This is a genomic window from Geodermatophilus sp. SYSU D01176 (assembly GCF_054050015.1).
Map to the genome: position 1 here is coordinate 1 of NZ_JBJGYN010000058.1, position 26300 is coordinate 26300.

At 69.0% G+C, this 26300-nt stretch carries 26 protein-coding genes and 1 pseudogene; 7 read left to right on the plus strand and 20 right to left on the minus strand.

Features of this window, described 5'->3' with window-relative positions; genetic code table 11:
• Window positions 1-393: 393 nt before the first annotated feature.
• The 3 genes from ACI78Z_RS21740 to fxsT all read right to left on the minus strand — a co-directional run bounded on the left by ACI78Z_RS21740 (window position 394) and on the right by fxsT (window position 4201).
• A complete protein-coding gene (locus ACI78Z_RS21740; protein ID WP_457038614.1) occupies window positions 394-711 on the minus strand; it encodes a hypothetical protein in 318 nt (105 codons plus the stop codon).
• A 33-nt stretch (window positions 712-744) separates the two neighbouring features.
• Window positions 745-1110, minus strand: coding sequence for an IS110 family transposase (locus ACI78Z_RS21745; protein WP_457038615.1), 366 nt, complete (start codon window positions 1108-1110; stop codon window positions 745-747).
• 382 nt (window positions 1111-1492) lie between these two features.
• Window positions 1493-4201 carry an FxSxx-COOH system tetratricopeptide repeat protein gene (gene fxsT / locus ACI78Z_RS21750; RefSeq protein ID WP_457038616.1) on the minus strand — a complete coding sequence of 903 codons (2709 nt, stop codon included), beginning with the start codon at window positions 4199-4201 and terminating at the stop codon, window positions 1493-1495.
• A 296-nt stretch (window positions 4202-4497) separates the two neighbouring features.
• Between fxsT and ACI78Z_RS21755 the strand changes: the two genes are divergently transcribed.
• From ACI78Z_RS21755 to ACI78Z_RS21765, 3 genes are all read left to right on the plus strand, one after another.
• On the plus strand, window positions 4498-5091 hold the full coding sequence (locus tag ACI78Z_RS21755; protein WP_457038617.1) for an RNA polymerase sigma factor: 594 nt from the start codon (window positions 4498-4500) through the stop codon (window positions 5089-5091).
• Between the two features lie 414 nt (window positions 5092-5505).
• A complete protein-coding gene (locus ACI78Z_RS21760) occupies window positions 5506-5694 on the plus strand; it encodes a hypothetical protein (RefSeq protein WP_457038618.1) in 189 nt (62 codons plus the stop codon).
• A 450-nt stretch (window positions 5695-6144) separates the two neighbouring features.
• Window positions 6145-7077: a response regulator gene (locus ACI78Z_RS21765; protein ID WP_457038619.1), complete on the plus strand. Its 933-nt coding sequence runs from the start codon at window positions 6145-6147 to the stop codon at window positions 7075-7077.
• Window positions 7078-7326: 249 nt separating this feature from the next.
• Here the strand turns inward: ACI78Z_RS21765 and ACI78Z_RS21770 are convergent, their stop codons facing one another.
• The 15 genes and pseudogenes from ACI78Z_RS21770 to ACI78Z_RS21840 form a co-directional block, all read right to left on the minus strand.
• The gene (locus tag ACI78Z_RS21770; protein ID WP_457038620.1) at window positions 7327-7689 is read right to left on the minus strand and encodes a transposase; all 363 of its coding nucleotides are present in this window, start codon (window positions 7687-7689) and stop codon (window positions 7327-7329) included.
• Window positions 7686-7820 carry a hypothetical protein gene (locus ACI78Z_RS21775; RefSeq protein WP_457038621.1) on the minus strand — a complete coding sequence of 45 codons (135 nt, stop codon included), beginning with the start codon at window positions 7818-7820 and terminating at the stop codon, window positions 7686-7688. The genes ACI78Z_RS21770 and ACI78Z_RS21775 overlap by 4 nt, the downstream gene beginning before the upstream one ends.
• Before the next feature lie 47 nt (window positions 7821-7867).
• Entirely contained in the window at window positions 7868-8290 is a 423-nt protein-coding gene (locus tag ACI78Z_RS21780; protein WP_457038622.1) for a hypothetical protein, read from the minus strand.
• Between the two features lie 24 nt (window positions 8291-8314).
• Window positions 8315-9931: a cation:proton antiporter gene (locus ACI78Z_RS21785; protein WP_457038639.1), complete on the minus strand. Its 1617-nt coding sequence runs from the start codon at window positions 9929-9931 to the stop codon at window positions 8315-8317.
• A 54-nt stretch (window positions 9932-9985) separates the two neighbouring features.
• A pseudogene (locus ACI78Z_RS21790) lies at window positions 9986-10891 on the minus strand (IS5 family transposase); the annotation flags it as partial.
• Between the two features lie 204 nt (window positions 10892-11095).
• Window positions 11096-11482: a nitroreductase family deazaflavin-dependent oxidoreductase gene (locus tag ACI78Z_RS21795; RefSeq protein ID WP_457038623.1), complete on the minus strand. Its 387-nt coding sequence runs from the start codon at window positions 11480-11482 to the stop codon at window positions 11096-11098.
• 56 nt (window positions 11483-11538) lie between these two features.
• Entirely contained in the window at window positions 11539-11997 is a 459-nt protein-coding gene (locus ACI78Z_RS21800) for a flavin reductase family protein (protein ID WP_457038624.1), read from the minus strand.
• A gap of 114 nt (window positions 11998-12111) precedes the next feature.
• Window positions 12112-13806 carry an NAD(P)/FAD-dependent oxidoreductase gene (locus ACI78Z_RS21805; RefSeq protein WP_457038625.1) on the minus strand — a complete coding sequence of 565 codons (1695 nt, stop codon included), beginning with the start codon at window positions 13804-13806 and terminating at the stop codon, window positions 12112-12114.
• 43 nt (window positions 13807-13849) lie between these two features.
• Window positions 13850-15346 carry an FAD-dependent monooxygenase gene (locus ACI78Z_RS21810; RefSeq protein ID WP_457038626.1) on the minus strand — a complete coding sequence of 499 codons (1497 nt, stop codon included), beginning with the start codon at window positions 15344-15346 and terminating at the stop codon, window positions 13850-13852.
• A 39-nt stretch (window positions 15347-15385) separates the two neighbouring features.
• Window positions 15386-16333: an aromatase/cyclase gene (locus ACI78Z_RS21815; RefSeq protein WP_457038627.1), complete on the minus strand. Its 948-nt coding sequence runs from the start codon at window positions 16331-16333 to the stop codon at window positions 15386-15388.
• Window positions 16334-16342: 9 nt separating this feature from the next.
• A complete protein-coding gene (locus tag ACI78Z_RS21820; RefSeq protein WP_457038628.1) occupies window positions 16343-17125 on the minus strand; it encodes an SDR family NAD(P)-dependent oxidoreductase in 783 nt (260 codons plus the stop codon).
• 35 nt (window positions 17126-17160) lie between these two features.
• Complete coding sequence (locus tag ACI78Z_RS21825) at window positions 17161-17451, minus strand: acyl carrier protein (RefSeq protein ID WP_457038629.1); 291 nt, start codon at window positions 17449-17451, stop codon at window positions 17161-17163.
• Between the two features lie 58 nt (window positions 17452-17509).
• A complete protein-coding gene (locus tag ACI78Z_RS21830; RefSeq protein ID WP_457038630.1) occupies window positions 17510-18724 on the minus strand; it encodes a ketosynthase chain-length factor in 1215 nt (404 codons plus the stop codon).
• The gene (locus tag ACI78Z_RS21835; protein WP_457038631.1) at window positions 18721-19977 is read right to left on the minus strand and encodes a beta-ketoacyl-[acyl-carrier-protein] synthase family protein; all 1257 of its coding nucleotides are present in this window, start codon (window positions 19975-19977) and stop codon (window positions 18721-18723) included. Before ACI78Z_RS21835 ends, ACI78Z_RS21830 begins: the two co-directional genes overlap by 4 nt.
• Before the next feature lie 36 nt (window positions 19978-20013).
• The gene (locus ACI78Z_RS21840) at window positions 20014-20340 is read right to left on the minus strand and encodes a TcmI family type II polyketide cyclase (protein WP_457038632.1); all 327 of its coding nucleotides are present in this window, start codon (window positions 20338-20340) and stop codon (window positions 20014-20016) included.
• Window positions 20341-20932: 592 nt separating this feature from the next.
• Between ACI78Z_RS21840 and ACI78Z_RS21845 the strand changes: the two genes are divergently transcribed.
• A complete protein-coding gene (locus tag ACI78Z_RS21845; RefSeq protein ID WP_457038633.1) occupies window positions 20933-21565 on the plus strand; it encodes a hypothetical protein in 633 nt (210 codons plus the stop codon).
• 151 nt (window positions 21566-21716) lie between these two features.
• Here the strand turns inward: ACI78Z_RS21845 and ACI78Z_RS21850 are convergent, their stop codons facing one another.
• The gene (locus tag ACI78Z_RS21850) at window positions 21717-22313 is read right to left on the minus strand and encodes a MarR family winged helix-turn-helix transcriptional regulator (protein WP_457038634.1); all 597 of its coding nucleotides are present in this window, start codon (window positions 22311-22313) and stop codon (window positions 21717-21719) included.
• Window positions 22314-22481: 168 nt separating this feature from the next.
• Here ACI78Z_RS21850 and ACI78Z_RS21855 point away from each other — a divergent pair, with 168 nt between their 5' ends.
• The 3 genes from ACI78Z_RS21855 (at window position 22482) to ACI78Z_RS21865 (ending at window position 25848) form a co-directional block, all read left to right on the plus strand.
• Entirely contained in the window at window positions 22482-23138 is a 657-nt protein-coding gene (locus ACI78Z_RS21855; RefSeq protein ID WP_457038635.1) for a hemerythrin domain-containing protein, read from the plus strand.
• Between the two features lie 31 nt (window positions 23139-23169).
• Window positions 23170-24657, plus strand: coding sequence for an MFS transporter (locus tag ACI78Z_RS21860; protein ID WP_457038636.1), 1488 nt, complete (start codon window positions 23170-23172; stop codon window positions 24655-24657).
• 234 nt (window positions 24658-24891) lie between these two features.
• Window positions 24892-25848, plus strand: coding sequence for a hypothetical protein (locus ACI78Z_RS21865; RefSeq protein ID WP_457038637.1), 957 nt, complete (start codon window positions 24892-24894; stop codon window positions 25846-25848).
• 163 nt (window positions 25849-26011) lie between these two features.
• On the opposite strand, the gene ACI78Z_RS21870 is transcribed toward ACI78Z_RS21865, so the two are convergent.
• A complete protein-coding gene (locus tag ACI78Z_RS21870; RefSeq protein ID WP_457038638.1) occupies window positions 26012-26221 on the minus strand; it encodes a hypothetical protein in 210 nt (69 codons plus the stop codon).
• Window positions 26222-26300: the final 79 nt, after the last annotated feature.

Below are 26300 nucleotides of genomic sequence, written 5' to 3' on the forward strand. Positions count from 1 at the left end.
GTATCACCGCCGCCGCCGGCAACGCCGACTCGGCCGACTCACGCCCGTCGAGTACGAGACACTCACCCACGCCGCAGCAGCGGCCTAACCCCTACCGGAACGAGTCAACCGGACTGGGGGCAGTCCCTTTGATCTCGCGGCCGGTCTTGCCCTCGGCTCGTCGCCGGTCGGCGTAGGCGCGGGTGCGCGGATCGCGTGGCAGGCGGCTGAGGGTCACCGTGTGCAGGACACGGTTGAGCTGGCGGTCGCCGGAGCGGTTGAGCCGATAGCGCACCGTCTTGCCCTAAGAGGCGGGGATGGGTGCAGCGCCGGCGAGCATGGCAAAGGCGGCGTCGTGACGGCAGCGACCGGGATGTGACCAGGCGGTCAGGACCGTCTCAGCCACGATCGGCCCTACGCCGACCAGCTCCAGCAGGTCCGGCCGCAGGAGCGCACGATGGTGCGGATGGCCCGCTCGTGCCCGGCCGCCTCGGTCTCCAGGGCGCGGATGCGGCGGGCCAGAGCGCGGAGCACGGTCAGTGCGGTGACGACATCGACGTCGCCGTTGCCGGTGGCCGGGCGCAGTCGGGCCGCGGTGGCAATCATGGACCGGGTGGTCTGACCGCGGAAGCGTGCCCGAACCACCTCCGGGGCGGTGATGACCATCGCCAGCAGCTGCCGCTGGGCGGCGGTGCCGGCCTCGACCGCGGCGCGCCGTGCGGTCAGGTGCATCTGCAGCGCCGCCCGCTCGGCGCCGGTCTTGGGCTAGGCCAGATGCGTACGGGCCAGCGCGTCGCGGGCGGCGCGTTCGGCGTCGATCGGGTCGGACTTCGCTCCGGCCCGCCGCGCCGGTCGCTTGGGCCGGTCCAGCTCGACGACCAGCTCTCCCGCGTCGCCTAGGTGCCGCGCCAGGCCGACGCCGTAGCCGCCGGTGCCCTCCATCGCCCAGGCCTGCAGCCCGGAGTGCTGCTCGGCCAACGCCGACAGCTGGGCGTAGCCGTCGGGATCGGTGGGCACCGTCGCCCGGGCCAGCACGCCGCCGGTGCGGGCATCGACGACCGCGGCGGTGTGCGTCTGGCTGTGGGTGTCGACGCCGATGACGACCTCGACCAGCTCTGCCAGCATGGCCATGCGTTCTCTCCTCACCGTGGGGACGCAGCAGGTCCCGGTCCGGTGCGGAGATGGCAGGACTGTGATGAGACACGTCAGCGGCTACTGACGGTCAAGCTCTTGATCAGGCCAACGTCTCCGGCCGGGCCGGTGCCGGCAGCAGCAGGCGGACAAGTCGCCTCGAGGGCATGAAGCCAGTCAGTGCATCAGTCACGCCCGCTGCTGCCGACGGCCAGTCCACCATCAACGAGCTGGCCCGGCCATGCTCACAGTCAGTGCAGAGCCTCACTGAACCCGGCACGGAACAAGGGGCTGGCCAGTAGTGCCCGCCGGTCTCGGTCAGTTTCCCCGCCGCCTGGGTCACATGCGATCGCCCTGTGGCCAGTAGCCCCTGATGTGGCGTTCACTGCGGCCGGCTGGTGCGGCGGGCAGGAGCATCGTCATCGAGCAAGAGGCGGCCGCTGCTGGCGGCCTGAGTCAGGTACAGCGTGGCCGGATGGTCGGGGCCGAGCGCCCGGCGGCTGCGCTGCAGCGTGTCCTCGCCGAGTACGCGGGCCGGCTCGGCCTCGCCCAGCTGGGCCAGGGCGACGGTCAGGGCGGCCGCCGTCCACAGGGTGGTGGGATGGTCGGGGCCGAGCGCCCGGCGGCTGCGCTGCAGCGTGTCCTCGCCGAGTACGCGGGCCGGCTCGGCCTCGCCCAGCAGGACCAGGGCGTGAATCAGAGCGGCCGCCGCCGTCAGCGTGATGACGTGGTCGGGGCCGAGGACCTGGCGGCAGCGCGGCAGGGTGTCCCGGCCCAGCGCGCGGGCCGGCTCGGCCTCGCCGACCTGGACCAGCGCGACGGTGAGCGCGGCCGCTGCCCACAGGGTGGTCCGGGCACTTGCATCGAGCACCCGGTGGCAGCGCTGCAGCGTGTCCTGGGCCAGGGTGCGGGCCGACTGCGCGTCGCCCAACTGAATCAGCGCAAGGGTCAGGCTGGTCGCGGCGGTGAGGGTGTCGGGGTGGTCGGGGCCGAGGACCATCCGCCAGCGGTCGAGCAGCTGTTCGCAGACGGCCCGGCTGCCCTGGCTGTCTCCCTTGGCCTGCAGATACCGGGTGGTGTCCAGGACCAGTTGCCGGCCGGCGGGAAAGGAGTCACCCAGCGGGCCGATTGCCAGTACATGCGGGGCGAGCTGGGCGAAGACGGACCGGCTGGCCAGATTTGCCGGGTCGCCGGGGGAGGCGGCGGCCAGCAGCGCCACCACCAGCTCGGCAGTCGCTTGCTGGCGGTCCGGAAGCAGCCGGTGGCGGATCACCGCCTGCACCAGCCGATGCACCTGGAGGCCGTCACAGTGGCGGCGGGCCAGGGAGTAACCCACCAGCACGCCGACGGTGTCGGCCAGCGCGTCGGGATCGGCGGCGATGCTGCGCAGCGGCTCCTCCAGCAGCTCGGCGTGCTCGCTGAACAGACACAGCGGGATGGGTTCGGGAGCGAGGAAGGCGGCTATCTCCAGCAGCTGCACCGCGGCCGGCTCCTCGCATCTGAGTCGGTCCAGCGACAACGCCCAGGCGGTGTCGAGCCGACCGGAATAGCCGACCACTTCACCACGGGTAAGCAGGTCCGCTCGTCGGGTGCGGAAGCGGCGCAGGTAATCCGCCGCCGGCAGGTCGGTCTGCTCCAGATAGCCGGCCGCTTGCGCGGCGGCCAGCGGCAAGTCGCCCATCTCGGCGGCGAGCTTGTCGGCCAGCTCCTCGCCCAGCGCCGGAATCCGGGCCCGCAGCAGCGCCACCGTCTCCGCCCGGGCCAGCACGTCGACCTCCAGCCGGCCGCCAAGGGCTCCCCAGCCGGGATAGCGGGAGGTGATCAGCACATGCCCCACCCCGCCGGGCTGAAAGTTGGCGACATCGGCCGGCCGCGCGGCGTTGTCGAAGACCAGCAGCCACCGGCCCCGGCCGCGCAGCTTCACGAGCAACCGCTCCACGGTGTCGGTCACCGTGGGCCCGGCCGACAGTCCGAGCCGGACGGCTAGCGCGGCGAGCTGGTCGGGGATCAGCACCGGCTGTTCGGCGTCGATCCACCACACCAGGTCGTAGTCGGCGGCGAACCGGTGGGCGTACTCGATCGCCAGCTGGGTCTTGCCCACCCCGCCCAGCCCATACAGCGCCTGCACCACCAGCGTCGCCTCCCCGGCGCCCAGCCGCCGCCGCAGCTCGGTGAGCATGTCCTCCCGGCCGGTGAAGTACGGATTGCGGGCCGGCACCCGCCACACTCGCGACAGCGACACGGCGGCCGCAGCCTGCGGTGTCTCGGCGGCGGATGAGGGTGCCGCATCGGCCGAACCGCGAAGGGTGGAGCTGTGGGGGGATGGGGTCCAGTCCAGGCTCGGGTCGTGGGTGAGGATGGCGGCCTCGAGCTCGCGCAGCGCCCGGCCGGGGTCTATGCCAAGCTCCTCGGCCAGGAGGTGGTGGGCCCGCCGGTAGGCCTCCAGCGCCTCGGCCTGTCGGCCGCAGCGGTACAGGCTGAGCATAAGCAGCCGGTGAAGCCCCTCGTGCAGCGGATGTCGAGTGATCAGGGTCTCCAGCTCGCCCACCAGCTCGTGGTGCCGCCCCAGGGCCAGCTCGGCCTCCAGATAGGCCTCCACGGCGGCGAGGTGCTGCTCCAGCCGCGGCGCCTCGGCCTCCGCGAAGGGTAAATCGGCGAACTCTGCCAGCGGCTGCCCGCGCCACAGGGCCAGCGCCTCGCGCAGCAGGCTTGCGGCCCGGGCCGGCGCCGCGGGCAGCCCCTGCGTCCCCTCGCGGGCCAACCGTTCAAAGCGACGCAGGTCCAGCCGCTCGGGGTCGAGCTCCAACAGATAACCAGGGCTACGCCGCAGCAGCACCGCCGCACCCTCTCTATCGGGCTCCTTCGCGGCCTGCAGGGCCTTGCGCAGCCGTGACACGTACACATGCACCGTGTTCCTGGCGCCCGCCGGCGCCCGCTCCCCCCACAGCCCCTCAACCAGGGAATCGGTGGAGACGACTTCGTTGAGGTGAAGTGCCAGCATCGCCAGCACAGCGCGTTGCTTGACACCTCCCACCTCGAGCAGCCCACCCGGCCCCCAGACCTCCAGCGGTCCCAGGACCTTGATCTCCATGCCGCGTTCCTTCATCTGAGCGAGCTCACCAAGCCGCTTTGGTCACCTCACCCGCCCCGGGTCAGGGGGATGGCTGACGCGGGGCGCGGCGATCACGACTGAGCGTCCCTGCCTGCCGCCGTCGGTTCAAGGCGTTTCAGCTCCCGTTCAGAACTCCTTCAGCCCCCACCGCCAGCCTTGGAGTGACTCCTCAACCGACGTGAGTTCTCGTCCCGGAGTACCGCTATCCACATCCCGTGCTGACGCCCTCAGGGACGTCTAGCGACTCGCTACAAACGGAACCGATTGGTAACGCCATGGGCACACGGACCTACCTCAGTGCGGTAACCGGCTGCGGCAACGCGATGCTGCTGGAGCGGGCGGCACAGGGTGAGCAGTCGGCGTGGAACGAACTGGTCGACAAGTATGACGCCTTCGTCCGCTCGGTGGCCGGGTCGTTTCGCCTGCAGCCGGCAGACGTCCACGACGTCGCTCAGACGACCTGGCTGCGTCTCGTGCAGCACTTGCACACCATTCGTGACCCAGAGCGGCTCGCGGGGTGGCTCGCGATGACTGCCTCACGTCAGTCCCTGTCCCTCCTCCGCAGGGCGTCCCGATGCGACCTGGTGGCCATGGTCGACGAGACGCCGGACCTCGATCCGGCAGTCGATGCGCCAGAGAACGCTGCAAATCGGGACGCAGCACGCGACCTCTGGGCTGCCGTGGCTGAGCTTTCACCCCGGCAACGGAATCTCCTCATCGCGTTGTTCCGTGACGAGCTGGACTCCTACGCCGATGTCGCAGCCAAGTGCGCGATGCCGATCGGGAGCATCGGCCCGACCCGGGCACGGGCACTCTTCCGCCTGAAGCGCAAGCTCGCCGACCGAGGCCTGGGTCCTGATGACCTGTGACGACCCATTGACCCGAATAGTCCTGCGTCATCCCGCAGCGACGGTACTCCTGACCCAGCACCGCGGCAGCAGTCCTCGCCTGGAAGCCCACACTCCTCGAAGGACCGATTCTTCGATGTCCGTTCCAACTCCATGCACTCGACACGCTCGACACACCTGGATGGCCTATTGCCCGGCGTGCACCGCCTGGCACCTGGCCATCGAGATCGCGCGCCGCGACGGCAAGGACCCACGCCCACCGTCGTCATCCGCTACGCACCACCGGTCCAGCCCTCCGCTAGCCACAATTCCTGCCGACGCTTTCATCGGCCTCGCCGCCTGACCGGCTTCTCACTCATCGCGGACAACCCAGGCCGGCTCACCGCACTCCCCCGCCGATCCCCCATCACGTGACGACGCCTCCGGAGCACAGTCATGACCGCCATCCACACCAGTCTTGCCGAGGAACTCCGGCAAGAGTTCTGCCAAGTGGGCGCGCAGCTCGCCCGAGCGCGCGCTCGTCAAGCCCATAAGGACACAACACCCAACCGCGCCGCCGTCGCAGAATGTCGCACCCAGATCGACGCAATTCTGGACATGCACCTCGATATCCGAAGCCTGTGACAATGAGCACAGCACAGGCCATCTCGCCAGGAGACGGTCCACGTCCGCGTCGACACACACGCATGACGCACTCAGAGCTTGTCTCACTCGACGGACGCGGACGCTCTCTGAACCTAAGACAGCAATCAGCAGCGTTGAGGGAAGGACGGCTCATTGACGAATCAACAGTGCTGGAGTCATTGAGCTGCGCGACGGCAGCACGGTGGGTCGCCGACCACCGGGTACAGCAGGATCAGGACTTCCCCTGCTGAGCGCACCTAGGCGAGCCGTCAATGGGATGCGTTGCGCCCACGAAGCAGACAAACGTCCGGCTGCGACTTCACGCAAGTTCGTACGCTCATTGCGCCCAGCACCGGCTTTCGGCCGTCGCTGACCCTATACCCAGCGCGCTACGAATCGGAACACAGGGAAAGGTCTCCACCGACCTCTCGGACGGATGGCGGTCGTGCGATGTTGATGCAGAACAGCAAGACGTGGGGCCCCCCTCCAGGGCAGCTGACCGCGGGAGACGACAAGAAGCGCGGAAGCACCGACCTCGGCGGGGAGCGTCGTGCTGATGCGCGGATCGCGCTGATCGCCGACTATGCGCTCTTCCGGGAGGGTCTGCGCGAGATGCTCGCCAATGTCGATGACTTCACGGTGGTCGCCGAGGCCGATGACGCGGGTCGGGCCGTCGCCGTCGTCAGTCGGTACCGACCGGACGTCGTGCTCCTTGACGTGCAGACCACCGACATTGATGTCACGGCGACGGTCCGGAGCATCCGTCAGCATTCCCTCGAGCCGAGGATCATCATCCTGGCCGTCCACGAGGACGCGAATCTCCTGCATCGTCTCCTAGCGCTCGGCATCGATGGTTATCTGATCAAGAAGACGACTCGCCAGCAGCTCGTCGCCGCGATCCGCAGCAGCCTCGACCGGGACGACGCGGTCATGGTGTCCGTCCCGCGAGTAGCCGTCACCGGCCGCGCAGCTGCCGGGGAGCCTGCTTCCGCTTCACTCCTGTCCCGACGTGAGCTCGAGGTGCTACGCCTCGTCGGTCACGCGTTTACCAACGCCCAGATCGCACGGCGCCTCTCTCTCACCGAAGCGACCGTCAAGCGACATCTGTACAACGTCTTCAACAAGTTGGGGGCGGTGTCGCGGATCGATGCCCTCAATAGGGCGATCGCCGCTGGTCTGCTTCCCTCGCCGGAGCCCAGCAGGCCCGTCCTTGCGCCTGCCCGCCGTGCCCCGTTGCCAAGTCCTTCGCTGCCACCGACTAGCGCCGCGGGCCGTCCTCCCTCGGATGACTCACCGTTCGGCTCGCGCTCACCGGCGCCACGAGGGCGCAGCCTTCATCCGGCGGCACCCCGTTCTGGTGCAGCACGATCCCGGCAGGTGTGATGGCCTGCCGAGCACAGCTCTGAGCAAGCAGAGGAGCGCAAGGCGTCGATCGCGCCAGTAACAGTCGCACGCCGGGACGGTGCCGGGCCCCGAGACTCCGGGCCGCGAGCCCTTGATCCCAGGCGGTGGGTACACGTGGACGGAGGGGAGCGGCCACCCGCCGGGCCGTCACGTATCCCGGCAACGGGCGGCCGCGGCCTCCTCACAGCGGTTTTCAGGTGGGTTGGAGGAGGAGGTAGCCGGCGTAGGTCAACCAGCCGGCGGCGTCGGCGGGGTGACCGCCTCCAGAGCGGCGGCGATTGCGGCCTCCAGCGCCTGGTGGGTGCGCGCACCGGCCGCTTTGACCCGGGCCTTGATCTTGCTGAAGGCCTCCTCGACCGGCGAGAGGTCCAGCGAGTAGGCGGGCAGAAAGACCAGCTCGCAGCCGGCGGCGTGCACCAGCTCGGCCATCCGCTCGGGCTTGTGCGCGCCGACGTGGTCGACCACTACCAGCTGCCCCGGGCGCAGCGCCCGCTCCAGATAGGCGGCGAACACCGCCGCGGTGGTGCCGCCCTCGACGGTCATCGCCGGGCTCATGCCGGTCAGCGACAGCCCGGCCAGCAGGGTGGTCACCGGCCCGCGGTTGCGCGGCACCGCACCCCGGCCCGGGCGCCGCGCACCGCGCGGGCCCGGCGGCGGGTCATCGAGGTGTGCGTGCCGCACTCGTCGACGAACACCAGCCGCGCCAGATCCACCGCGCCCATCGCCGTCCGCCACCGGGCGCGCGCGGTCTCGTCGCGCTCGGTGGCGCTCAGCCTTCTTGCTTCAGCGGCCGGCCGGCGCGCCGCCGGCGCCCGCGGGGGGTCAGCGCCGCCCCGGCCGCGGCGGCCGGCAGGCCGGCGAGCGCCCGGCACATCGTCGCCAGCGACACCGGCAGTCCGGTCTGGTCGGCGAACGCCGCGGCGTGCTCGGGCAGGGTGGCATCGACGGCCACCTCCAGTCGGGCCGGCAGCCAGGCCTGCAGCCGAGCCCTCTTGACCGGCGGCGGCCCGTGCCGCTGCGCCGTCGGCCCCGGACTGCCGGTCGTCCGCCGGCGCGCCAGATACCGCTCGACCGAGGTCACCGACACGGTGAACCGCTCCGCCGCCTGCTGCTGGGTAATCCCCGCGTCGACCGCGGCGATCACCCGCTCACGCACATCCATCGACAGCCCGACCATGTCCCAGCGTCTCACCGCCAGGCAACCGGCAAACCGCTGTCAGGTCACCATGGCCGGTGACAGCGCCTCCTGCGAAGCCTTGCGCGAGATCTCTTCGTCGCTGTGGGCGATCCGGTCCGTTGCGAGCCGTAACAGCGGTGGCGCCATCAGCGACGTTACGAGGGCGACGAGCACCACGATGGTGTACATCGCGGTATCGAGGACGCCCAGCCGCAGTCCGGCCATCGCGACGATGACCTCGATGACGCCGCGGGCGTTCATTCCCGCCCCAATGGCGACACCCTCCCAGTTGCTGAGCCGGCTGAGCCGGGCCCCGATGTAGGCGCCGGCGAACTTCCCGACTATCGCGACCACGAGCACCACGACCGCCGCGATCGTCACCTCGCGCTTTCCGAGCGCGGTGAGGTCCATGCGCAGTCCCGCGGTCGCCAGGAACAGCGGGGCCAGGACCGAGAGCACGACAGTCCTCAAGGGAGCGAGGCGCGACACGTCCTGCTGGCGCGCAGTGCCTATCAGCACCCCCACCACGAAGGCCCCGAACACCGGTTCCATGCCCAGGGCATGGGTGGTGGAGGCGCCGACCAGCACCAGGATGACCGCGGCGGCGATCGAGGGGCCCGGCTGGTCGGCGCGCCCCGTCAGCCTGAGCGTGCCCCGGACCATGGGCCCACCGACCACAGCCGCGAGGAGCGTGAAACCGAGGAGGTACGACACGGACACCGCGACGCTTCCGACACCGATTCCCACCGTCGCTGCGACCGAGGCCACCGAAAGCAGCAACCAGCCGACCGCGTCGTCGACCATGCTCGCCGCGAGGGTTAACTGGCCAACATCGCGGTGCAGCAGGCTCAGGTCCGAGAGGGTCTTCGAGATGACCGGGATGGCGGAGACGCACATGGCGACCCCGAGGAACAGGACGAAGACGCCGCGGCTCCCGTCGGCGGGCATGAAGTCGTGGGCAAGGACGAAGCCCAGTCCTATCCCCATGGCTAGCGGGAGCAGCAACCCGGCGAGGCTGATCCTGGCGACCGTCGCGCCGCGACGACGGACGGCGCGAAGATCCAGGTGACTGCCGGTGACGCCCACTAACAAGAGGACGCCGAGCTGACCGACCGCGTCGAGCATCCCCATCTGTCCGTGGTCAGCTGGCAGCAACCAGCGACTGACGTCCGGCGCGACGTGCCCCAGCAAGGAGGGACCCAGCAGCACCCCGGTGAGCAGTTCGCCGACCACCGCCGGGAGCTTGACCCGTTCGGCAAGCCGTCCCAGGCACAGGGCGACGAACAGCAGCACAGCGAGCTGCAGGAGAAAGATCAGAGTGGCATGTGCCGGCACGGGCGGTGGCGGCTCGGCGAGCATGGCCATGCGTGTCTCCGTTTCGGATAGCGGTCCGGCCCCGGGGCCCGGCCCCTGCAAAAGGGTGCGGGCCCCGGGGCCGGTGGTGACCAAGCAGCAGGCGGATGAGCCCCGTCGGCGAGGAGAGCGGCCAGCAGACCGCTGCCTCCTGCCACCCCACCGGTCCTGCCCATCGAGCCTCAAGTCCCGGAAGTCCCGGATGTCGCGGGGCCTGGCCTCACCAGCGACGTGCTGCCTAGCCCCGGACCGCACGGATGGCCACAGGGGCTGCAAGAGCCAGGCCGCGCGTCGCCCGCCCATCCGGGGACAGGCCAGCGGGATCTTCCGATCGCCAGCGCTAGGCCCTGTTTGAAGGTCGCGCAGCCAGATGTCGATGTCGCTGATCTGGACGGTGGCCTCGTAGCGGACGGCGAGCTTGTCGTAGCGGGTGGCGAAGCCACGGTGCTGTTTGTGCAGGTTGATGCCGCGCTCGACGGCATGCCGCTGCCGGTAGTGGTCCGGGTCGAACGTCGGCGGTCGGCCACCGGCCGAGCCCTTCTTCCGCCGGTTGGCCTGCTGGTCGGCCTTGACCGGAATCGTCGCCGGGATGCCGCGCCGGCGCAGATAGGCCCGGTTGGCGCGGGCCGGGTAGGCCTGGTCGGCCAGCACCCGGTCCGGGCGGGTGCGCGGCCGTCCCGGGCCGGACCGGTGCGGCACCCGGATCCTCTCGAGCACGGTCGTGAACTGGGGGCTGTCGGCGGCCTGCCCGGGCGTCACCGTCGTGGCCAGCGTCTTGCGTCCCTGCTCGACCGCCAGGTGCACCTTCGTCGACAGACCACCGCGGGAGCGGCCGAGGGCGTGATGGGCCGGCTCCCCGACGGGCGGCTCGGTCTGGTCCTCGGGATGGCGGCGGGCGCTGGCGGCGTGCTGATGCGCCCGGGTGATCGTGGAGTCCACCGACACCACCCACTCGATCAGCCCGGCCTCGGCACCGGCCGCCCGCAGGGCGGTGAGGATCGCCGCCCAGGTGCCAGCCAGCTGCCAGGCGCGGAACAGGCCGTAGATCGATTGCCAGGTGCCGTAGCGCTCGGGCACGTCGCGCGAGGGACAGCCGGTGCGGGTGCGAAAGCGGATGCCGTCCACGAGCTGGCGCAGGGTCCACTTCCGGGGTCTGCCAGCCTTTCGGCCGACCGGCAGCAGCGCCTGCAGGAGCGACGCCAGGATCGCCCACTGCTCGTCGGTCAGGTCATGGCGGGCACCGGCGGGTAGGGTGCCGTCCACGAGGTCTCCGTGGTGAGGGTCTTCTTGGTCATTGATCCCTCCACCGGAGACCTCGCCTTCGTTCCCGTCCCGACACGCCAGCCCCGGCCCGCGAGCGACTTCTTAAGCAGGGCCTAGCAGGCCGAGGCCGAGGGGACACGTGGCCCCAGAAGCTCCGGCGCGATCGCGGGCCGGGCCGGCGGTCCGACGCGCCGGGCACTGCCTTCAAACGGGCCGGACGGGGAACAGGCGCAGGGACGTGGTGGTGTGGAGCCACGACATCATCGCGCGGGCCCACACCGGCAGCGCGGTCAGCCCGTCGTTCTCCACCAGCGCCGGGTCGGTGAGCTGCACGTAGCGGCCACGGGTCATGAGGCCGCAGCCGTCGGCTGCGAGCACGTTGCGGACCCAGTCGGAGTTCGGGCCGTACGGGAGCGTGATCACGTAGGCCTCGCCGCTACGGAAGACCTTGACCGGAGTCCGGTACTCCTTTCCAGATCTACGGCCGAGGTGGTGGACGGTCCCGAAGCCCGGCAGCCTGGTCAGGATCGGACCGACGAGATGATTCGCGAAAACGCGGTTGAATCTGGCGACGCGTCTGCTGATGGCCATGGGCGCAGATCCCTTCAGTGTCCGGTAGATCGCCCGCGGAGCACGGGTACAGCCGGTCAGCCATCCCAGATGGGGTGCACGCGGCCTTCTTCCTGGAGCACACCGAAAACTCCCTGGAAAAAGATTAGTGGCTCCTGCCGGCGCGGGGCTCCGACCTCGATCACCTCGCCGACGACGATCCGGTGGTCTCCGCCGGGGTGCTCGTCGACGATCCGGCAGGCCAGATGGGCCAGTGCGTGACTGAGGACGGGGATTCCCGCCTCGCAGTTGCGGTACGCAACGTCCTGGGATGTACTGTTGCGTCCGGCGAACGCCCAGGCGAGCGACTCCTGCCACCCGGCCAGGAAGTTGACCGCGAAGGTCCCGGACTCACGCAGGGCTGCTCTGAGCCGTGATCGCTTGTGGATGCAGAACAGGATCAGCGGAGGGTCCAATGACAGCGACGTAAACGAGTTGATCGTCGTGCCCGTCGGTCCACTGGCTGCTTCGGTCGTGACGACGGCGACCCCGGTCACGAAGAGACCGCAGACGCGTCGCAGAGTTCCTGCTTCGATCGGACCCAACCTCTGCAATTCCTGCCCAGACAAGATCGTGCCCTTCGTTTCCGGATCAAGGTCGTGTCGCACTGGTCACAGCAACTTCCGAGCACGTACGCCGGCTTTCAGGACGCCTTTGAGGAACTCGCGGCCGAGATGGTTCATCTCTGACGGGCCCTGCACCGAAGCCCAGTACAGGAACCTCGCCATCATCCACGTGCTCGGCGCGATGAACCGCTTCTCCTCGTCCTTCCAGCCGAATACGGGATTGACGATGTCGGAATCGTGCAACAAGCTGAAGACGATGTCTGCGGCCTCGTCGCCGGTCAGTTCTCCGACCTCATACTTTTCGCATGTCTCGACGGTGGCCTCGAGCAGGCGCTTGAACGCGTCGCTCTCCGGCCACCATAGGCCGGTGTGCGGCGCTTCCTCCAGCTCGCGGAAGTGGCGCTCGTTCCCGTCGCGGACGTGCAGCAGCCGGGCACGGGTCAGCCGCATGACACCGGGGCTGATGAAGGCTCCCCAGACGCGGAAAACGGCGTTCCATAGCCGGAAGTGGGAGAAGGCGATGTAGGAACTGTTCACGATGTCATCGTTGTACTGCAGCAACCCCCGCTCCAACTGCTCCACGTAGGCGAACCGCTCCGCGGAGAAGTTGCCGTCATCGAGCGCGGCGATCAGCCTGGAAGTCAGCGCATCCACCACCTCGAAGGTGTTGGACAGCCCGCGGGAGAACAGCGGATCGATGAACCCGGCGGCGTGGGACATGAGGCACCAGCGGTCCCCGATGGACGTCGAGGACGAGTACTGCATGCGGTCGGTCGACACCCATTCCCGGACGCGGTGCGCGCCGTCGAACTGGCGCCTGACCGCTGGATACATGTCGAGGAAGTGCTGGAACTCCTCCTCCGGCGTCAGATCGGTCGGTTTTGGGTACATGCGCTCGTCAAGGGTCAGGCCGACGCTGCACAGCGGGTTCTTCGACCTAGGGTGGCTGTCGAACGGGATGATCCAGAACCAGCCGCGGTCGATGAGATGGTGCATCGTCCCCTTGTGCCATGGCACCGGCGGGCGCACGTCCTCGTGATGACCGCTGACGTCGTCGAACGGCTTGATCCCGATGTAGTGCGTGAACAACCCGCGCGAGTGGTGTTTGAACCGAGCCGGCGATTCCCGGAGGTCGAACTTCTCCGCGAGTGGAGAGCGGAATCCGCTGGCGTCGACCAGGTACTTCCCGCGGAGCCGCTCCCCGTTGTGCCCGGTGACGGTCACGCCGACGTCGTCGAAGGCGATGTCGGCCGCCCGCCAGTTCTGTCGTGGCGTTGCCCCATACCGGATGGCGACGTGGAACATGAACGCATCGCTGTCCTGCCTGAACAGGTGGCTGTTCTGGGAAAAAATCTTCGGCAGCGCCAGCTGGGTGGCCTCCCGTGGATCGGGTTCCTCGCCGGGCTGGTGCCGCATGAAACCGAAGTGGGCCTTGGTGCCGAAGACCGGACCGATGTCCCGTGTACTGGCGTCCACGCTCGCGAGGCTCTTGATCTCGGGCACGTCGTAGCGTTCAGAGAGGATGTGCAGCCACTCGACGAGCTGCGGCGTCATCGATTCGCCGACCGCGAAGCGGGGGTGTGACGCGGCGTCGATGAGCACCACCTCGGCGCCGTGCCGCGCCAGAATCGCCGCGGTCACCGAACCGGCCAGCCCCGATCCGAGGACGAGGACATCGCAGGTCGTCACGGCATCGTCTGCCGTTGCGATGGTGGACATGCTTCGGGCGGTCGTTGACACGAACCTCTCCTGCCTCTCCTGTCGTTTCGTCACCTGTGCGCCATCAGGCGTTCGCGGGTCCGAACCAGCGATGCACGTCGGCCCGGGGATCTGCGTCCCGCCCGCCGACCCAGGCCGTGTATCCGTCCGGACGGGCGAGCAGGGTGTCGAATCCGTCGAGTTGGCCCCGGGCCAATGGCGTCGCGGATACCACGTCCAGCCGGCCGGCCCAGGGGGCCAGCGCGTCCGACAGCCAGCTCCGGCGAACCGGATCCGCGGACAGGTCGAACAACACACCCCGGCCAGCGCGCAGAAGCTCCGTTGTGCTGGTACCACCATCGGCGGGGTCGGTGACGGCGTTCGAGGCGGCATGGAGGCGGAGGCTGGCGTGGGGAAGGCGCCTTCCCACCAGCCAGTGGCCGTCGCCGTCGCCGTAGCGCGCGTCGAGGCCGCTGATCACGCCCGCGAGGCCATCCCGGACCACCGGGTACGTCATCAGCTCCGCTAGCACAGCGCGGACGGGCTCCACCTCGATGCCGCCCAGCAGCAGCAACGCCTGGGCCTGGATGGCACCGAGTACCCGCGTCCCCAGACCGTGCCGCTCTTCGTGGTAGGTGTCTAGGAGGGTGTCTGGGACTCGGCCGCTCACCACCGCGGCCAGCTTCCAGCCCAGGTTCACCGCGTCTTGGAGACCGAGGTTGATGGCCTGCCCTCCGACGGGCATCTGCTGGTGGGCCGCGTCACCCGCCAGCAAGATTCGACCGTTGCGGTACCGCTCCGCCTGGCGACAGGTGTTACCGAAGGCATTGCCCCAGAGCGGACGGCCGTGGCTGATGTCCTCGCCGGTCACCCGGCTCCACAGCTCGCAGACCTCGCCGAAGGACGGCTGGTCGGTCCGCTTCGCCGGGCAGCGACCGGACTCGGCCACCATGACTCGGGTGACGCCGTCCGGTCGGCGCGCCGCGATGGCGAGTCCCTTCGGCAGCCTTTGAAAGCGCCGATCCGGTATCTCGATCCCTGCGACGTCCGCCCGCAGCATCTCGCACGTCGCATCCGTGCCAGGGAAGCCGATGCCGGCCGCTCGCCGTACGGTGCTCTCCTCCCCGTCGCACCCCACCAGGTAGCGACCGGTCAGCGTCACTGGTCCGGCCGGGCCGGTGACGCTGACACGGACCCCATCGTCGGTGGTCGCGACGTCGACCACCTCGTGACCGCGCCACACCTGGGCGCCGAGTTCGCCCGCCCACTCGGCCAGCAGCTGCTCGACCCGGGTCTGCGGCACCTTCCACTGCCCGGCGTACCGGCTGGGAAGATAACCCAGGTCCAGGGGTATCCCGCCGAAGTGACCCATCGGATCCCGCGGCGGACTGCCGAGCCGGACCGCGAGACCCCTCGCGTCGAGGATCTCCATCGTCCGGGCGTGCAGGGTGCTGGCGCGTGACTCCGTCATCGGTGAGACCAGCCGCTCGAGCACGATGACCGCGGCTCCGCCAAGGCGCAGCTCGCCAGCGAGCATCAGCCCGACGGGGCCGGCGCCGACGACGATGACCTGAGTGTCCATGCCGACTCGCTCAAAGGATGCCGTGCTCATCGGACCCGGTCAGCGACGCGACTCGGCGTACGCCCTCGCGTGCCTGAGCGTCGCCAGGCTGTTCGCGCCGAGCGCGGAGCGGATGAACGCCCGCGCCTCCGGTGGTCCGGCGTCGGGTCCGAGGACCACGGCGATGGTGTCCGGATTGACCTCCACGAAGTGCTGCGATGTCGCGGTGATGCCGTCCTCGCCGTCGTCCAGCTGCCAGAAACCGGTGTGCACCCGCATGAGGGCCGGCAGCGCGAACTGCTTGTAAACGATCTTTGCATGCGGAAAGCAGGCCCGGATCGACTTCGTGGTGTGCGTGGCGCCGTCCTGGGTACGAGTGTCCATCTCGAGCGTCTGCAGCCCCGGTGTGTCCTCGGTGAGAACCACCCGGCTCACGTGCGGTAGCCGTTCCTGCCACATGCCGGCCTGATAGAGGAAGTCATAGACGTCCCGGACGGCGCCGTGGATGGTCACGGTGTCCTCGAAGGAGAACGCTAGGTCGTGGCCCTCCCCCGCGGCTGACTCGGCGCCTGCCTTCAACGCCGCGAGCTCCGCACGGCTGTTGTGGTCGACCGCTCGGTCGATCCAGGCCAGAGCGTCGGGATCGTCGCCGACGGCGGAGTAGGTGTGCAGGAGCCGGACACGAGACGCGACGTCCGAACACGGCTCGATCAGCCAGGTGCCGCCCATGGCTGCGACGGGCGGGGCGGAGACCTCCTGGCGGAAGTTGATCCGCAGGTTGCCGGGATCGATCACGCGCCGCGATATCCAGCTCTTCACGGCGCCGTTGGCGGTGGCCCAGATCTGGATCCGCTCGTTCGCGCCCATCTGCTCGACCCGGTCGACGTGCACCGTCGGCGGGAAGATCCTCGGCCACTGCCGCACGTCCGCGATCAGCGCGAACACCCGGTCAGCAGATGCCTCGACATCGATGTGGTGCTCCACCTGGCGGTGGCCGGGCTGGTTCACGGTGCACTCCTAGTAGTTGCCGAGGCCGCCGCAGACGTTGATCGCCTGCGCGGTGATGGATCGGGCCGTGTGCGAGGTGAGATGACGGACGAGTCCGGCCACCTCCTCCGGCGTGGAGTAGCGGCCGAGCGGGATCTTGGCCCGGAACTTCTCGAGGATCGCCTCCTCGGTCGTGTCGTACGCCTGCGCGTAGCCCCGCCGGACTCGCTGCGCCATCGGCGTCTCGACGTATCCCGGGCAGACCGCGTTCACCGTGATCCCGGTGGGCGCGAGCTCGTTGCCCAGAGCCTTGGTGAAGCCCACGACGCCGTGCTTGGACGTCGAGTACGGCGCGCCCAGGACCACGCCCTGCTTGCCGGCGGTCGAGGCGATGTTGATAATCCAGCCGCGGTCGCGGTACCGCATGCCACCGGCGTTGAGCACCTCGCGCGTCATTAGGAAGACGCTGTTGAGGTTGGTGTCCATGACGTCGAACCAGAGGTCGTCGGGGATGTCCGCGGTCACTCCTCCGCCGCTGCGACCGGCGTTGTTGACCAGGATGTCGATGGGCCCGAACCGGTCGACCGCGGTCCGGACGCATCTGCGGATGTCCTCGACGGACCGTACGTCACACGTGGTTCCGTCGATGTCGAGGCCCTCGTCACGAAGATGCTCGACCGTCGCCGCGACCCGGTCGGCATCGCGGGCGCAGATGAAAATGCTGTCGCCCTGCTCACCCAGCGCGCGGGCGATGGCAAGTCCGATCCCGCTCGTGGCTCCGGTGATGAGGGCAACCCGGTTGTCCTGATGCATGGTCCTACCCGTCCGTGTGGTCTGCCGAGCCGGCTTCAGCTGGTCCACGCGGGCCCGGCGCCCGCGACGAACGCCGCGATCTGCTCGTTGACGGACGTGATGAGGTCCCTGGGGGTGGCAGCGTCGGTGACGGTGGAGTCGACGAGTTGGATGCCGAACTCCCGCTCGATCCGGCAACCGGCTTCCAGCAGCGCCAGCGAGTCGTAACCAAGTTCGTCGAAGCGTGCATCCAGGAGGTCGCCGTGATCGGTCACGGCCTCGCCGTCACCGCCGACGGCCCGCAGGATGGTCTGGAGGTGTTCAAGGGTGAGCTCCGAGCTCGCCATGTCGGTTTCCTTTCCTGGTTGGCTGCCCCGTCTCGAAGGCAGCGGGTCGGTGATGCGGTCAACCGCCGCAACGGCGCACGACCATTGCCGAGTTGAACCCGCCGTAGCCGCGGGCGAGGACGAGGGCCACCTCGACCGGTGTCACGCGCGGCTCGCAGACCAGGTCGAGGGCGTACTCCTCGGCGAGGAACACGTTCGTGGTCGGCGGGATGACCCCGTGCCGGATCGTCAGTAGCGCCGTCGTGACGTCCAGCGGCGCTCCTCCGGAACACAGGCGGCCGGTGTTCGTCTTCGGTGCCGTCACCGGCACGCCGTATTGCCCGAACAGGACGGTGATGACTTCGGCCTCGATCCGGTCGAGGGCAACGGTCGCCGCGGCATCAGCGAACACCACGTCGACGTCCCGCGTGTCCAGGCCGGCGTCGGCTAGGGCCAGCTCGGCGGCGCGCCGCAGGCCGGGCTCGCGGCCGCTGCCGGGCCTGGGATCGAAGGTCGCCCCGTAGCCGGCGATCTCGCCGTAGCATGCCGCGCCCCGTTCACGGGCGGCTGCCGCGTCTTCGAGGATCATCAGTGCACCCCCCTCCCCCGGTACGTGGCCCCGTGCCCGGCGGTCGAAGGGCAGAAAGGCCTGACTGGGGTCGTCGGCGGTGCTGAGGCGGTTGCTGGCCAAGTGAGCCACCCAGCCCCATGAGCAGAGGGAGCTGTCGATGCCGCCGGTCACCATGAGGGGGGTGCCCTTACGGATCTGCCGCCGGGCCTGGGCTATCGCGTCCAGCCCGCCCGCCTGGTCCGTCACGACCACGCCGCTGGGACCTCGCATGCCGTTGCGGATCGAGATCTGACCGGTGTTCACCGCGTAGAACCAGGCGAAGGACTGGAAAGCGCTGACGTGCTGACCGCCCTTGCTCCACAGGTTCTGCAGCTGGCATTGGCCGAACTCGAAGCCGCCGGACGAGCTGGCCGTGACCACGCCCATGTCGTACTCGGGCCACTCGCTCGGGCGAATGCCAGCGTCGGCCAGGGCATAGTCCGTAGCGACCAGCGCCAGCTGGGTCATGCGGTCGGTCTGCGGCAGCAGCCGGTGCGGCAGGTGGTCTTCTGGAACGAACCCGCGGACCTCGCCGGCCAACCGGACCGGATAGCCCGAGGCGTCGAAGCGGGTGACGGGTCCGATCCCGCCGATACCTGCACAGGTCGCCGTCCAGTAGGTGGAGGCACCGAGCCCGGTGGGCGCCATGACGCCGACCCCGGTCACCACCGCCGCGGCGCTCATGCCAGGCCCCGCAGCACCATCGCGCTCTGGAAGCCGCCGAATCCGCTGCCTACCGTCAGGACGGCGCGCGTCGGCTGCTCACGGGCGGTCAGCGGAATGTAGTCCAGGTCGCACTCCGGGTCCGGCTCGTGCAGGTTGGCCGTGGGCGGCACCAAATCGTTCTCGATCGCCAGCGCACTTGCTGCGATCTCGATCGAACCGATCGCACCGAGCGAGTGACCGACCATGGATTTGATCGAGCTGATCGGCGTCCGGTAGGCGTGTTCCCCGAGGGCCCGCTTGAACGCGGCTGTCTCGTGTCGGTCGTTCTGCTTGGTGCCCGAGCCGTGCGCGTTGATGTAGTCGAGTTCCTCAGCGTTCATCTGGGCCTCGTCGAGCGCCGTGCGGATCGCCTCGGCCATTTCTCGGCCGTCCGGACGCAGGCCCGTCATGTGGTAGGCATTGCACCGGTTGGCGAAGCCCGCGACCTCGACGTGCGGTCGAGCGCCCCGGCGTCGGGCGTGCTCCAGTTCCTCCAGGACGAAGATCGCCGCTCCCTCCCCGAGGACGAACCCGTTGCGGGAGAGGTCGAACGGCCGGGACGCGTGTTCGGCATCGTGGTTTCGCGGCGTGGTCGCCTTGATGGCGTCGAAACAGGCGACCGTGATCGGCGAGATCGGCGCATCGGTGGCACCCGCGATCATGACATCCACGCTGCCCTCGCGGATCAGTTCCGTGGCATAGCCCACGGCATCGATCCCCGACGTGCAGCCGGTGGAGACCACGGTCGCCGGGCCTTCGGCACCCGCGGCTGTGGCCACCTCGCGGGCGAACGAGCTCGGGACGAAGTAGTCGTACAGATGTCGCACCGCATATGCCTTATCGACGAGATCGAGGCGACCGCCGTCGCTGACCACGCGGTACTCCTCGTCCAGCCCCATGGTGGCGCCCACAGCGCTGCCGATCGTGACGCCGATGCGGAAGGGGTCTACCTCGGCCGCGTCGAGCCCGCTGTCCGCAGCGGCCTCCGCAGCGCTCACGACGGCGAGCTGGGCGGCGCGGTCCATGCGCCGGATCTCCTGGGGGCCCAGGCCGTGCATCTCCGGCTCGAAGTCGACTTCCGCCGCGATCTGGGAGCGGAACGGACTCGGATCGAAGAAGCTGATCCTCCTGGTCGCCGTCCGGCCGTCGATTAGCAGGTTCCAGAAGGCCTTCGTGCCGACACCTCCAGGTGCCATCACCCCCATGCCGGTTATCACGACCCTGCGCTGCATCGGATGTCTGTCCCTTCGTGCTGAGTGCTCGGACCGTCAGGTGGATGGCCAGGAGTAGAAGCGCGCGGCCATCGCATCAGCCGGGGAACGCCACGTGGCCGGGTCGTAGGCTTCAATGTGGGCGGCGAGGTCCTTGCTGACCTGCATAAACAGCGGATGCGCCTTTGCCTGTTCGATCGCAGTTCCGCCGTTGTCGGAGTCGAAGTCCTGAAGGTGGAAGTACAGGCCGCGGTAATGGAACAGCTGGCGTCGCCTCGTCCCCATCAGGCCCGGCATCTCGGTACGGTCGAATTCCGCAAAGATGCGCGCCACCTCATCCTTGTCGTCTGAACGCATTCGCGCGACGATCAACGTGCTGTACATGGAGTTCTCCTCGTCTAAGAATGCGCGCCAGGAACAGGGATTCGCATGGACCACAGAGGGGAGAGGTTCGGCCAGAGCCACTGAGTTGGAAACCGTCCGCCGCCCGGTCGTCGTGGCGAAGGGGCGTAGCCCGATACCCGACCGGTACCGCGGCCACACGTGAGGGTTCACGCTGAGGTGCGCGAACTAAGAGAATGGAGAAGAACCGGAAGAAGAGCAGTTGCGATTAGGGCCTCTGCTGCGCGGAGTCGGGGCGCAATGCCCACAGCTCTTCCGCTGCCGAAAGCGTGCCAGTCCGTCGAAGGGCTGTCAATCCGCTCGGTCGGCCGGATCTTGCGCTCGGACTGCGGGCCGCGCGACACCGCGTCCCCGAGGAGCACCGTGGCGACCTCGCCGACCTGCGCAAACAGCACTCCGGCTGATATCACAGAATTAAGTACTACGACTTTCGACACCCGCACTTCCACTTTTGATTCCTTGTCCCGGCTGCAGCATTCAGCCAAGACTCGTGCTGCCAGACACGGACTAGAAGGGGTGGCCAACAGTGCAGCGATGGTGCTCGATGGCGTCGTGCCGGCAGTACGGGGACCACATGTCCTCGTCGACGTCGGACCCGGATGTCAGGCGGCTCTGCGATGACTGCCTGCACCGACTGCGCAGCGACGTAGCGAGGCTGCCCGACCTGTACCAGGCCTGCGAAGACCTGTTAGTCCATCGTCGTCGCGGCGGGATCGAGCGAGTACGTGGCACAAGGGCAACGGGGCTGTCCCTCGACGAGGACGTCCTGGCCATCCGCTCGGAGATGCTCACCGTGGCCGCATCGTGGGCCGGTCTCGTCGCGGAGCAGCGTCCCGTGGCGAAACGGCCGGACCGGCAGCTCTCGAAGCTGTCACGTTTCCTGCTAACGCAGCTGGACTGGCTGTCCCGCCACCCCGCAGCCACTGATGCGGCCGAGGAGATCGGCCGCGTGGCTCGCGCGGCGGAGGAGGTGGTCGAGTTCAACCTCAGCAGGCGGCTGGAATTGGGGGCGTGCGACCGGGAGGACTGCTCGGCGGTGGTCTATGCCACGGTCGGGACGAGCTCAAGTCTGGTGGCGTGCGGGCGCGGACACACGTGGCCACCGCACAAGTGGATGGCCTTGGCGCACCGGCTCCGGCAACCCGGCCCAGGTCGCGCTGCGGCAGCCCTCGCCACCCCGGGGCGACGCCATGCACTCTCGAGGTGAGGACAAGCGGCTCGTCCCCACGCAGCTCGCGGCGATGGCAGCCGGGGTGACGGAGGCGACGATCCGCAAGTGGGCCAGTCGGGGCAAGCTGACCCGCTACGGGCGGCCGGGCAGGGCCGAATACGACCTGGACGAGGTGTTCGGGTTGCTGTCAGGGTGCCTGCGGGCTGGTGGTGACTGATGGCATCGGGCGCGCCCTGCCCTGCTCCGCACCGGCGGAGCCGTCCTCGCCGGGCGCGAGCCGGCGTCCTGGCTCGTGCATATCGCTACCCTCGTCGTGGCCGGCCGCCGCCGACCGCCGCCTGTGGTGATCGAGAAGCACCGTCAGCAGCCGCTTGAGCTCCTCGCGCTCTGCGGGAGAGAGCGGGGCGACGAACTCCTCCTGAATCTGAGCCATTCGCTCATCCAGCCAGCGAAGTTGCCGTTCGCCCGCTGGCGTGATCATGACGATGTTGCGACGCCGGTTGGCCGGGTCGGGGCTGCGCTCGACAAAGTCTCGATCCACGAGCTCGTTCACGGTGACCACAAGGTCGCTGACGTGGATACCGCTGCGCCGGCCGAGTGCGACCTGGCTGGTGGGGCCGAACTCGACCAGGCTCGCCAGCACCCGGTAGTGGTAACCGCGGACGCCCGCCGCCGCCATCCCCTCGGCGACGAGCCGGCTCGCGTGCGCAGCGGTCTGGGTGGTCAGCCAGGTCGGCGAGCTCATCAACCGGCCCGGAGCACCGTCCTCGGGCGGTCTCTCCACTCTCCCAGGCTAACGGCAGTTGACGGGACGCCCGGCAATGCTACTGTTGGTCCCCTAAATTATTGGGAGGACTAACAATCCTCCCCGGGACCAGCCTCCGGGATCCCCGTGCCGATGGCGGCATCCCCCGAGATGAGTCAAGGACTCTCACCGAAAGCGAGTCTTCCCATGACCAGCCAGGGCTTCGGGCTCGACATGAGCATGATGTTCGCGGTGCATGACGCCCTCCGCCGCGAGCTGGGGCGGATCGCCCGGATCACCAACCACCCCGAGGACGACCCCCGCCACATCCTGCAGACCGCAGTCGGCTGGGAGATGTTCAAGTCGTTCCTCCGCGTGCACCACACCGCCGAGGACGTGTCGGTGTGGCCCCTCGTGGAGCGTGCGCTGGCCGAACGGCCGGACGACCGCGCCGTCCTCGACGCGATGGAGGCTGAGCATGCCGCCATCGACCCGATGCTGACGGCCGTCGACGCCGCACTCGCCGACCGGGACATCGGCCCGAAGATTCTCGGTGACCTGGTCGACGCCCTGGCCAAGGTCCTGAGCGCCCACCTCACCCACGAGGAGGACGCTGGGCTTGCGCTCATCGACACCACGCTCACCCCGACGCAGTGGAAGGCCTTCAGCGACGACCACCGCGCGCGGATCGGCGGAGACGCCATGCATTACTTGCCGTGGCTGCTCGACAGCGCGGACCCGCAGACCACCGACGCGATCCTCGGCCGCATGCCCGAGGCGCTCAAGGCCGCGTATGCGAACGAATGGCGCACTGCCTACCTCGACCTCGACCTCTGGAAGACCCGGCAGGCCTCGACGGCCTGACCAGCGCCCATCGACCACGACTGGAGGAGTCATGTCTGAACTGGACCGAGCCGGTGTCTCCTTGCGGGAGGGACCCGGATCACCACCACAGGAGGGCGCGCCAGCCTCTCGAGAGAGACTCGGCCTCGCACTGCTGGTGATCGCTGCGGCACAGTTGATGCTGGTACTGGACAACACAATCATGAACGTTGCCCTGCCGAGCGTCCAGCGCGCACTCGGCCTTGCGGCATCGGACCTGAACTGGGTCATCACCGCATACGCCCTCTCCTTTGGGGGGCTGCTGCTTGTCGGAGGCCGGGCTGGCGACCTCTTCGGCCGTCGCCGGATTTTCCGGCTCGGGCTCACCGTGTTCACGCTGGCCTCACTGCTCGGCGGGCTGGCTCCGTCCGGTGGCATCCTGATCGCCGCTCGCGTGCTGCAGGGCGTCGGCGCCGCTGTTGCCGCGCCCACGGCGCTCTCATTGCTGGTGACGACCTTCCCGGCCGGTCCGGCGCGAAACAAGGCGCTCGGCGTGTACGGCGCGATGGGCGGCCTCGGCTCGGTGGTCGGCCTACTGCTTGGTGGAGCGCTCACCGAGTACATCAGCTGGCGGTGGGTGCTGTTCATCAACGTCCCGATCGCCGTCCTGGTGTTGCTCGGCACCTCCGTGCTAGCCGCCGGTGAACGCCAGCACGGCAAGATGGACCTCCCCGGAGCGGTCGCCGCCACGCTGGGCTTCGGCGCCTTCGTGTACGCCACCAACCGGGCCAGCACGCACAGTTGGTCGGACGGCGTGACGGTCGCGCTCCTCGTCGCCGCCGCCGTCCTGCTGTTCGCCTTCGTGCTCATCCAGCGGGCCAGCGCGGCGGCGATGCTGCCCGGTCGCATCTTGAAGGACCGGGCACGAGCCGGCGCGTACGCGATCGTCTTCCTGATGGCGTCCGGCATGTTCGCCTTGTTCTACTTCCTCACGCTGTACATGCAGGGGGTCAAGGGTTACTCGCCGATGCAGACGGGCCTGGCCTACCTGCCCTTCGCGATCGGTATCGGGCTCGCGGCCGGCGGGATCGGCCCACGGCTTCTGAGTCGCATGTCGGCGCGAACGGTGACCGTGGCGGGCCTGTTGGTCGCCGCCGCCTCCATGCTGTGGTTGCAGACGCTGTCCCCGACGTCTAACGCCCTGGCAGCGCTCCTTCCGGCGCAGTTCGCCGCTGGGTTCGGCCTCGGTCTCGCCTTCATCACCGTGACCGTCGTCTCGGTCCGCGGAGTCGCACCGCAGGACACCGGCATCGCATCCGGCGTGGTCAACACCAGCCAGCAGATCGGTGGAGCATTGGGCCTGGCCGTCCTGGCGACCATCGCCACGGCTGTGACGAACAGTTACCTGCCCGGTAGCGCCCAACCCGACGCTCTGACCGACGGCTACACCACCGGCCTACTGGTAGGTGGCGGGTTGTACCTAGCCGCCCTGCTGGTCGCTCTCCTGACCCTCAACGTCACCGTGGCCGCCCACCATGACGAATCACGGGATCGACCATGACGAGATCGGCCACAGAGCCCCGGTGGTGCCGATGCCGGCGCGACCCGGGCGCTCCGCTCGCCCCACGACCGGGTGATGACCGCAGAAGCCGGACGGACCGCACACGGGGATCCCTCGCCGCACGCAGTGACGCGGCCGTCCGTGGGTGTGCCGTCCGGCGTACCTCACGGATCGGCTTCCGGATCGATTGAGGTATTGGGGGACCAGGTGACGACAACGAGCTACCCCGACGCGATGGGCGAGGCGCTGCAGCGACTCACGAACGTCGGATTCGAACACGGACCGTCCTTCGTCAATCACGCACCGATGGCTGCCGAAGCGATCGCGCAGCTGGGACATGCGGACGAGGTAGCAGGCTGGGTCGACCGGAACCTGCGAGTCAGGCGATATCACGACCTGCCTGCGACGTGCTGGAGGCTGTCCCCCGACGACGAGTCGGACTGGATGTCGGCCCTGGGTGACTTCAGCCGGGTCGCGGACTGGACCGAGATGTTCGAGAGGGAGTTGGCCGGCACGCCGTGGACCGACGTGCTCGCCCGGTGGTGGCAGCGGCTTCTGCCGGGCATGTCTGGTGCCCTCACCCACGGTGTGATCCGTACCGCCCATGCAGTCCGCGGAATCGCGCAGACTGCGGCTGACAACCAGCTCGCGAGGACCGAGTTGGCCCGCGGTCTCGGGTACTGGGCTGCCCGCTATTCGGGTCGCCAGGCAGACGCGCGCAACCGGGCCCCGGAGCCGGGCGACCTCCCAGACCGGACTCCGGCGGCATGGGCCCAGTCACTCGACCTGCTCGTCCTGGAGAATGCCGAGATTTACGCTCGGCAGCGGCCGAGGTTTCCCATACCGCTGATCCATGTCGTCACCGCGCCTGCCGCGGTGCGCCTGGCGTGCGAGCACCTGCCGGCAGCTCAGCGCTGGCCCTCCTACCTGGCGGCGCGGCGCTGCAGTGATGCGCTGCGGCTGCAGTTCGGGGCCTCGGGAAACGCCAACTGCGGCGGGCCGGTCGAGCCCGGGGCCGAGGACGATCTACCGATGGAGGCAGAGGTCGTCGCCGCCGCCCTCGAGCTCGGCGACGAGCACGCCATCAAACTGGCGGAGGTCGCGATGCGCCAGAATGCACTGCTACCGGACCACCGCTATCTGGTGGCGGCCCGTGCGGCCATACGTCGAATCAGCCTGCGACCGGTGTGAGATGCCGCTAGCTGACATCCAGGGCATGGGCGAGGACGGTGCCGCCGTCGGCGCAGACGAGTCGACGGACACCTTCGGACTTGGCAGACGGACGCCTTCGGACTTGGCAGACCAGGGAGGCTGCCCCGGTCCGGAAGGGGCAGCAAGTACCTGACAGCGGTTTTCAGGTGGGTTGGAGGATGAGGTAGCCGGCGTAGGTCAACCAGCCGGCGGCGTCGGCGGGGGTGACCGCCTCCAGAGCGGCGGCGATTGCGGCCTCCAGCGCCTGGTGGGTGCGCGCACCGGCCGCTTTGACCCGGGCCTTGATCTTGCTGAAGGCCTCCTCTGAAGTGACCCCCGTCGGCTGAACACCTCCAGACTTGGCATCAGCCAAGGAGGGAGGCCCCGTTGGGCCGACGGAGCAAGTACCCCGAGGAGTTCCGGCAGCGGGCAGCGCAGCTGGTCCTGGACAG

Bases quoted from the DNA above. Each gene is read 5' to 3' on its own strand.
- ACI78Z_RS21740 (WP_457038614.1), bottom strand. From the start codon at position 711: ATGCACCTGACCGCACGGCGCGCCGCGGTCGAGGCCGGCACCGCCGCC.
- ACI78Z_RS21810 (WP_457038626.1), bottom strand. From the start codon at position 15,346: ATGGACACTCAGGTCATCGTCGTCGGCGCCGGCCCCGTCGGGCTGATG.
- ACI78Z_RS21845 (WP_457038633.1), top strand. From the start codon at position 20,933: ATGTCCTCGTCGACGTCGGACCCGGATGTCAGGCGGCTCTGCGATGAC.
- ACI78Z_RS21865 (WP_457038637.1), top strand. From the start codon at position 24,892: ATGGGCGAGGCGCTGCAGCGACTCACGAACGTCGGATTCGAACACGGA.
- ACI78Z_RS21765 (WP_457038619.1), top strand. From the start codon at position 6,145: ATGTTGATGCAGAACAGCAAGACGTGGGGCCCCCCTCCAGGGCAGCTG.
- ACI78Z_RS21820 (WP_457038628.1), bottom strand. From the start codon at position 17,125: ATGCATCAGGACAACCGGGTTGCCCTCATCACCGGAGCCACGAGCGGG.
- ACI78Z_RS21840 (WP_457038632.1), bottom strand. From the start codon at position 20,340: ATGTACAGCACGTTGATCGTCGCGCGAATGCGTTCAGACGACAAGGAT.
- ACI78Z_RS21785 (WP_457038639.1), bottom strand. From the start codon at position 9,931: ATGGGCGGGCGACGCGCGGCCTGGCTCTTGCAGCCCCTGTGGCCATCC.
- ACI78Z_RS21825 (WP_457038629.1), bottom strand. From the start codon at position 17,451: ATGGCGAGCTCGGAGCTCACCCTTGAACACCTCCAGACCATCCTGCGG.
- ACI78Z_RS21855 (WP_457038635.1), top strand. From the start codon at position 22,482: ATGACCAGCCAGGGCTTCGGGCTCGACATGAGCATGATGTTCGCGGTG.
- ACI78Z_RS21835 (WP_457038631.1), bottom strand. From the start codon at position 19,977: ATGCAGCGCAGGGTCGTGATAACCGGCATGGGGGTGATGGCACCTGGA.
- ACI78Z_RS21745 (WP_457038615.1), bottom strand. From the start codon at position 1,110: ATGGCCATGCTGGCAGAGCTGGTCGAGGTCGTCATCGGCGTCGACACC.
- ACI78Z_RS21830 (WP_457038630.1), bottom strand. From the start codon at position 18,724: ATGAGCGCCGCGGCGGTGGTGACCGGGGTCGGCGTCATGGCGCCCACC.
- fxsT (WP_457038616.1), bottom strand. From the start codon at position 4,201: ATGGAGATCAAGGTCCTGGGACCGCTGGAGGTCTGGGGGCCGGGTGGG.
- ACI78Z_RS21755 (WP_457038617.1), top strand. From the start codon at position 4,498: ATGGGCACACGGACCTACCTCAGTGCGGTAACCGGCTGCGGCAACGCG.
- ACI78Z_RS21775 (WP_457038621.1), bottom strand. From the start codon at position 7,820: ATGGGCGCGGTGGATCTGGCGCGGCTGGTGTTCGTCGACGAGTGCGGC.
- ACI78Z_RS21795 (WP_457038623.1), bottom strand. From the start codon at position 11,482: ATGGCCATCAGCAGACGCGTCGCCAGATTCAACCGCGTTTTCGCGAAT.
- ACI78Z_RS21760 (WP_457038618.1), top strand. From the start codon at position 5,506: ATGACCGCCATCCACACCAGTCTTGCCGAGGAACTCCGGCAAGAGTTC.
- ACI78Z_RS21860 (WP_457038636.1), top strand. From the start codon at position 23,170: ATGTCTGAACTGGACCGAGCCGGTGTCTCCTTGCGGGAGGGACCCGGA.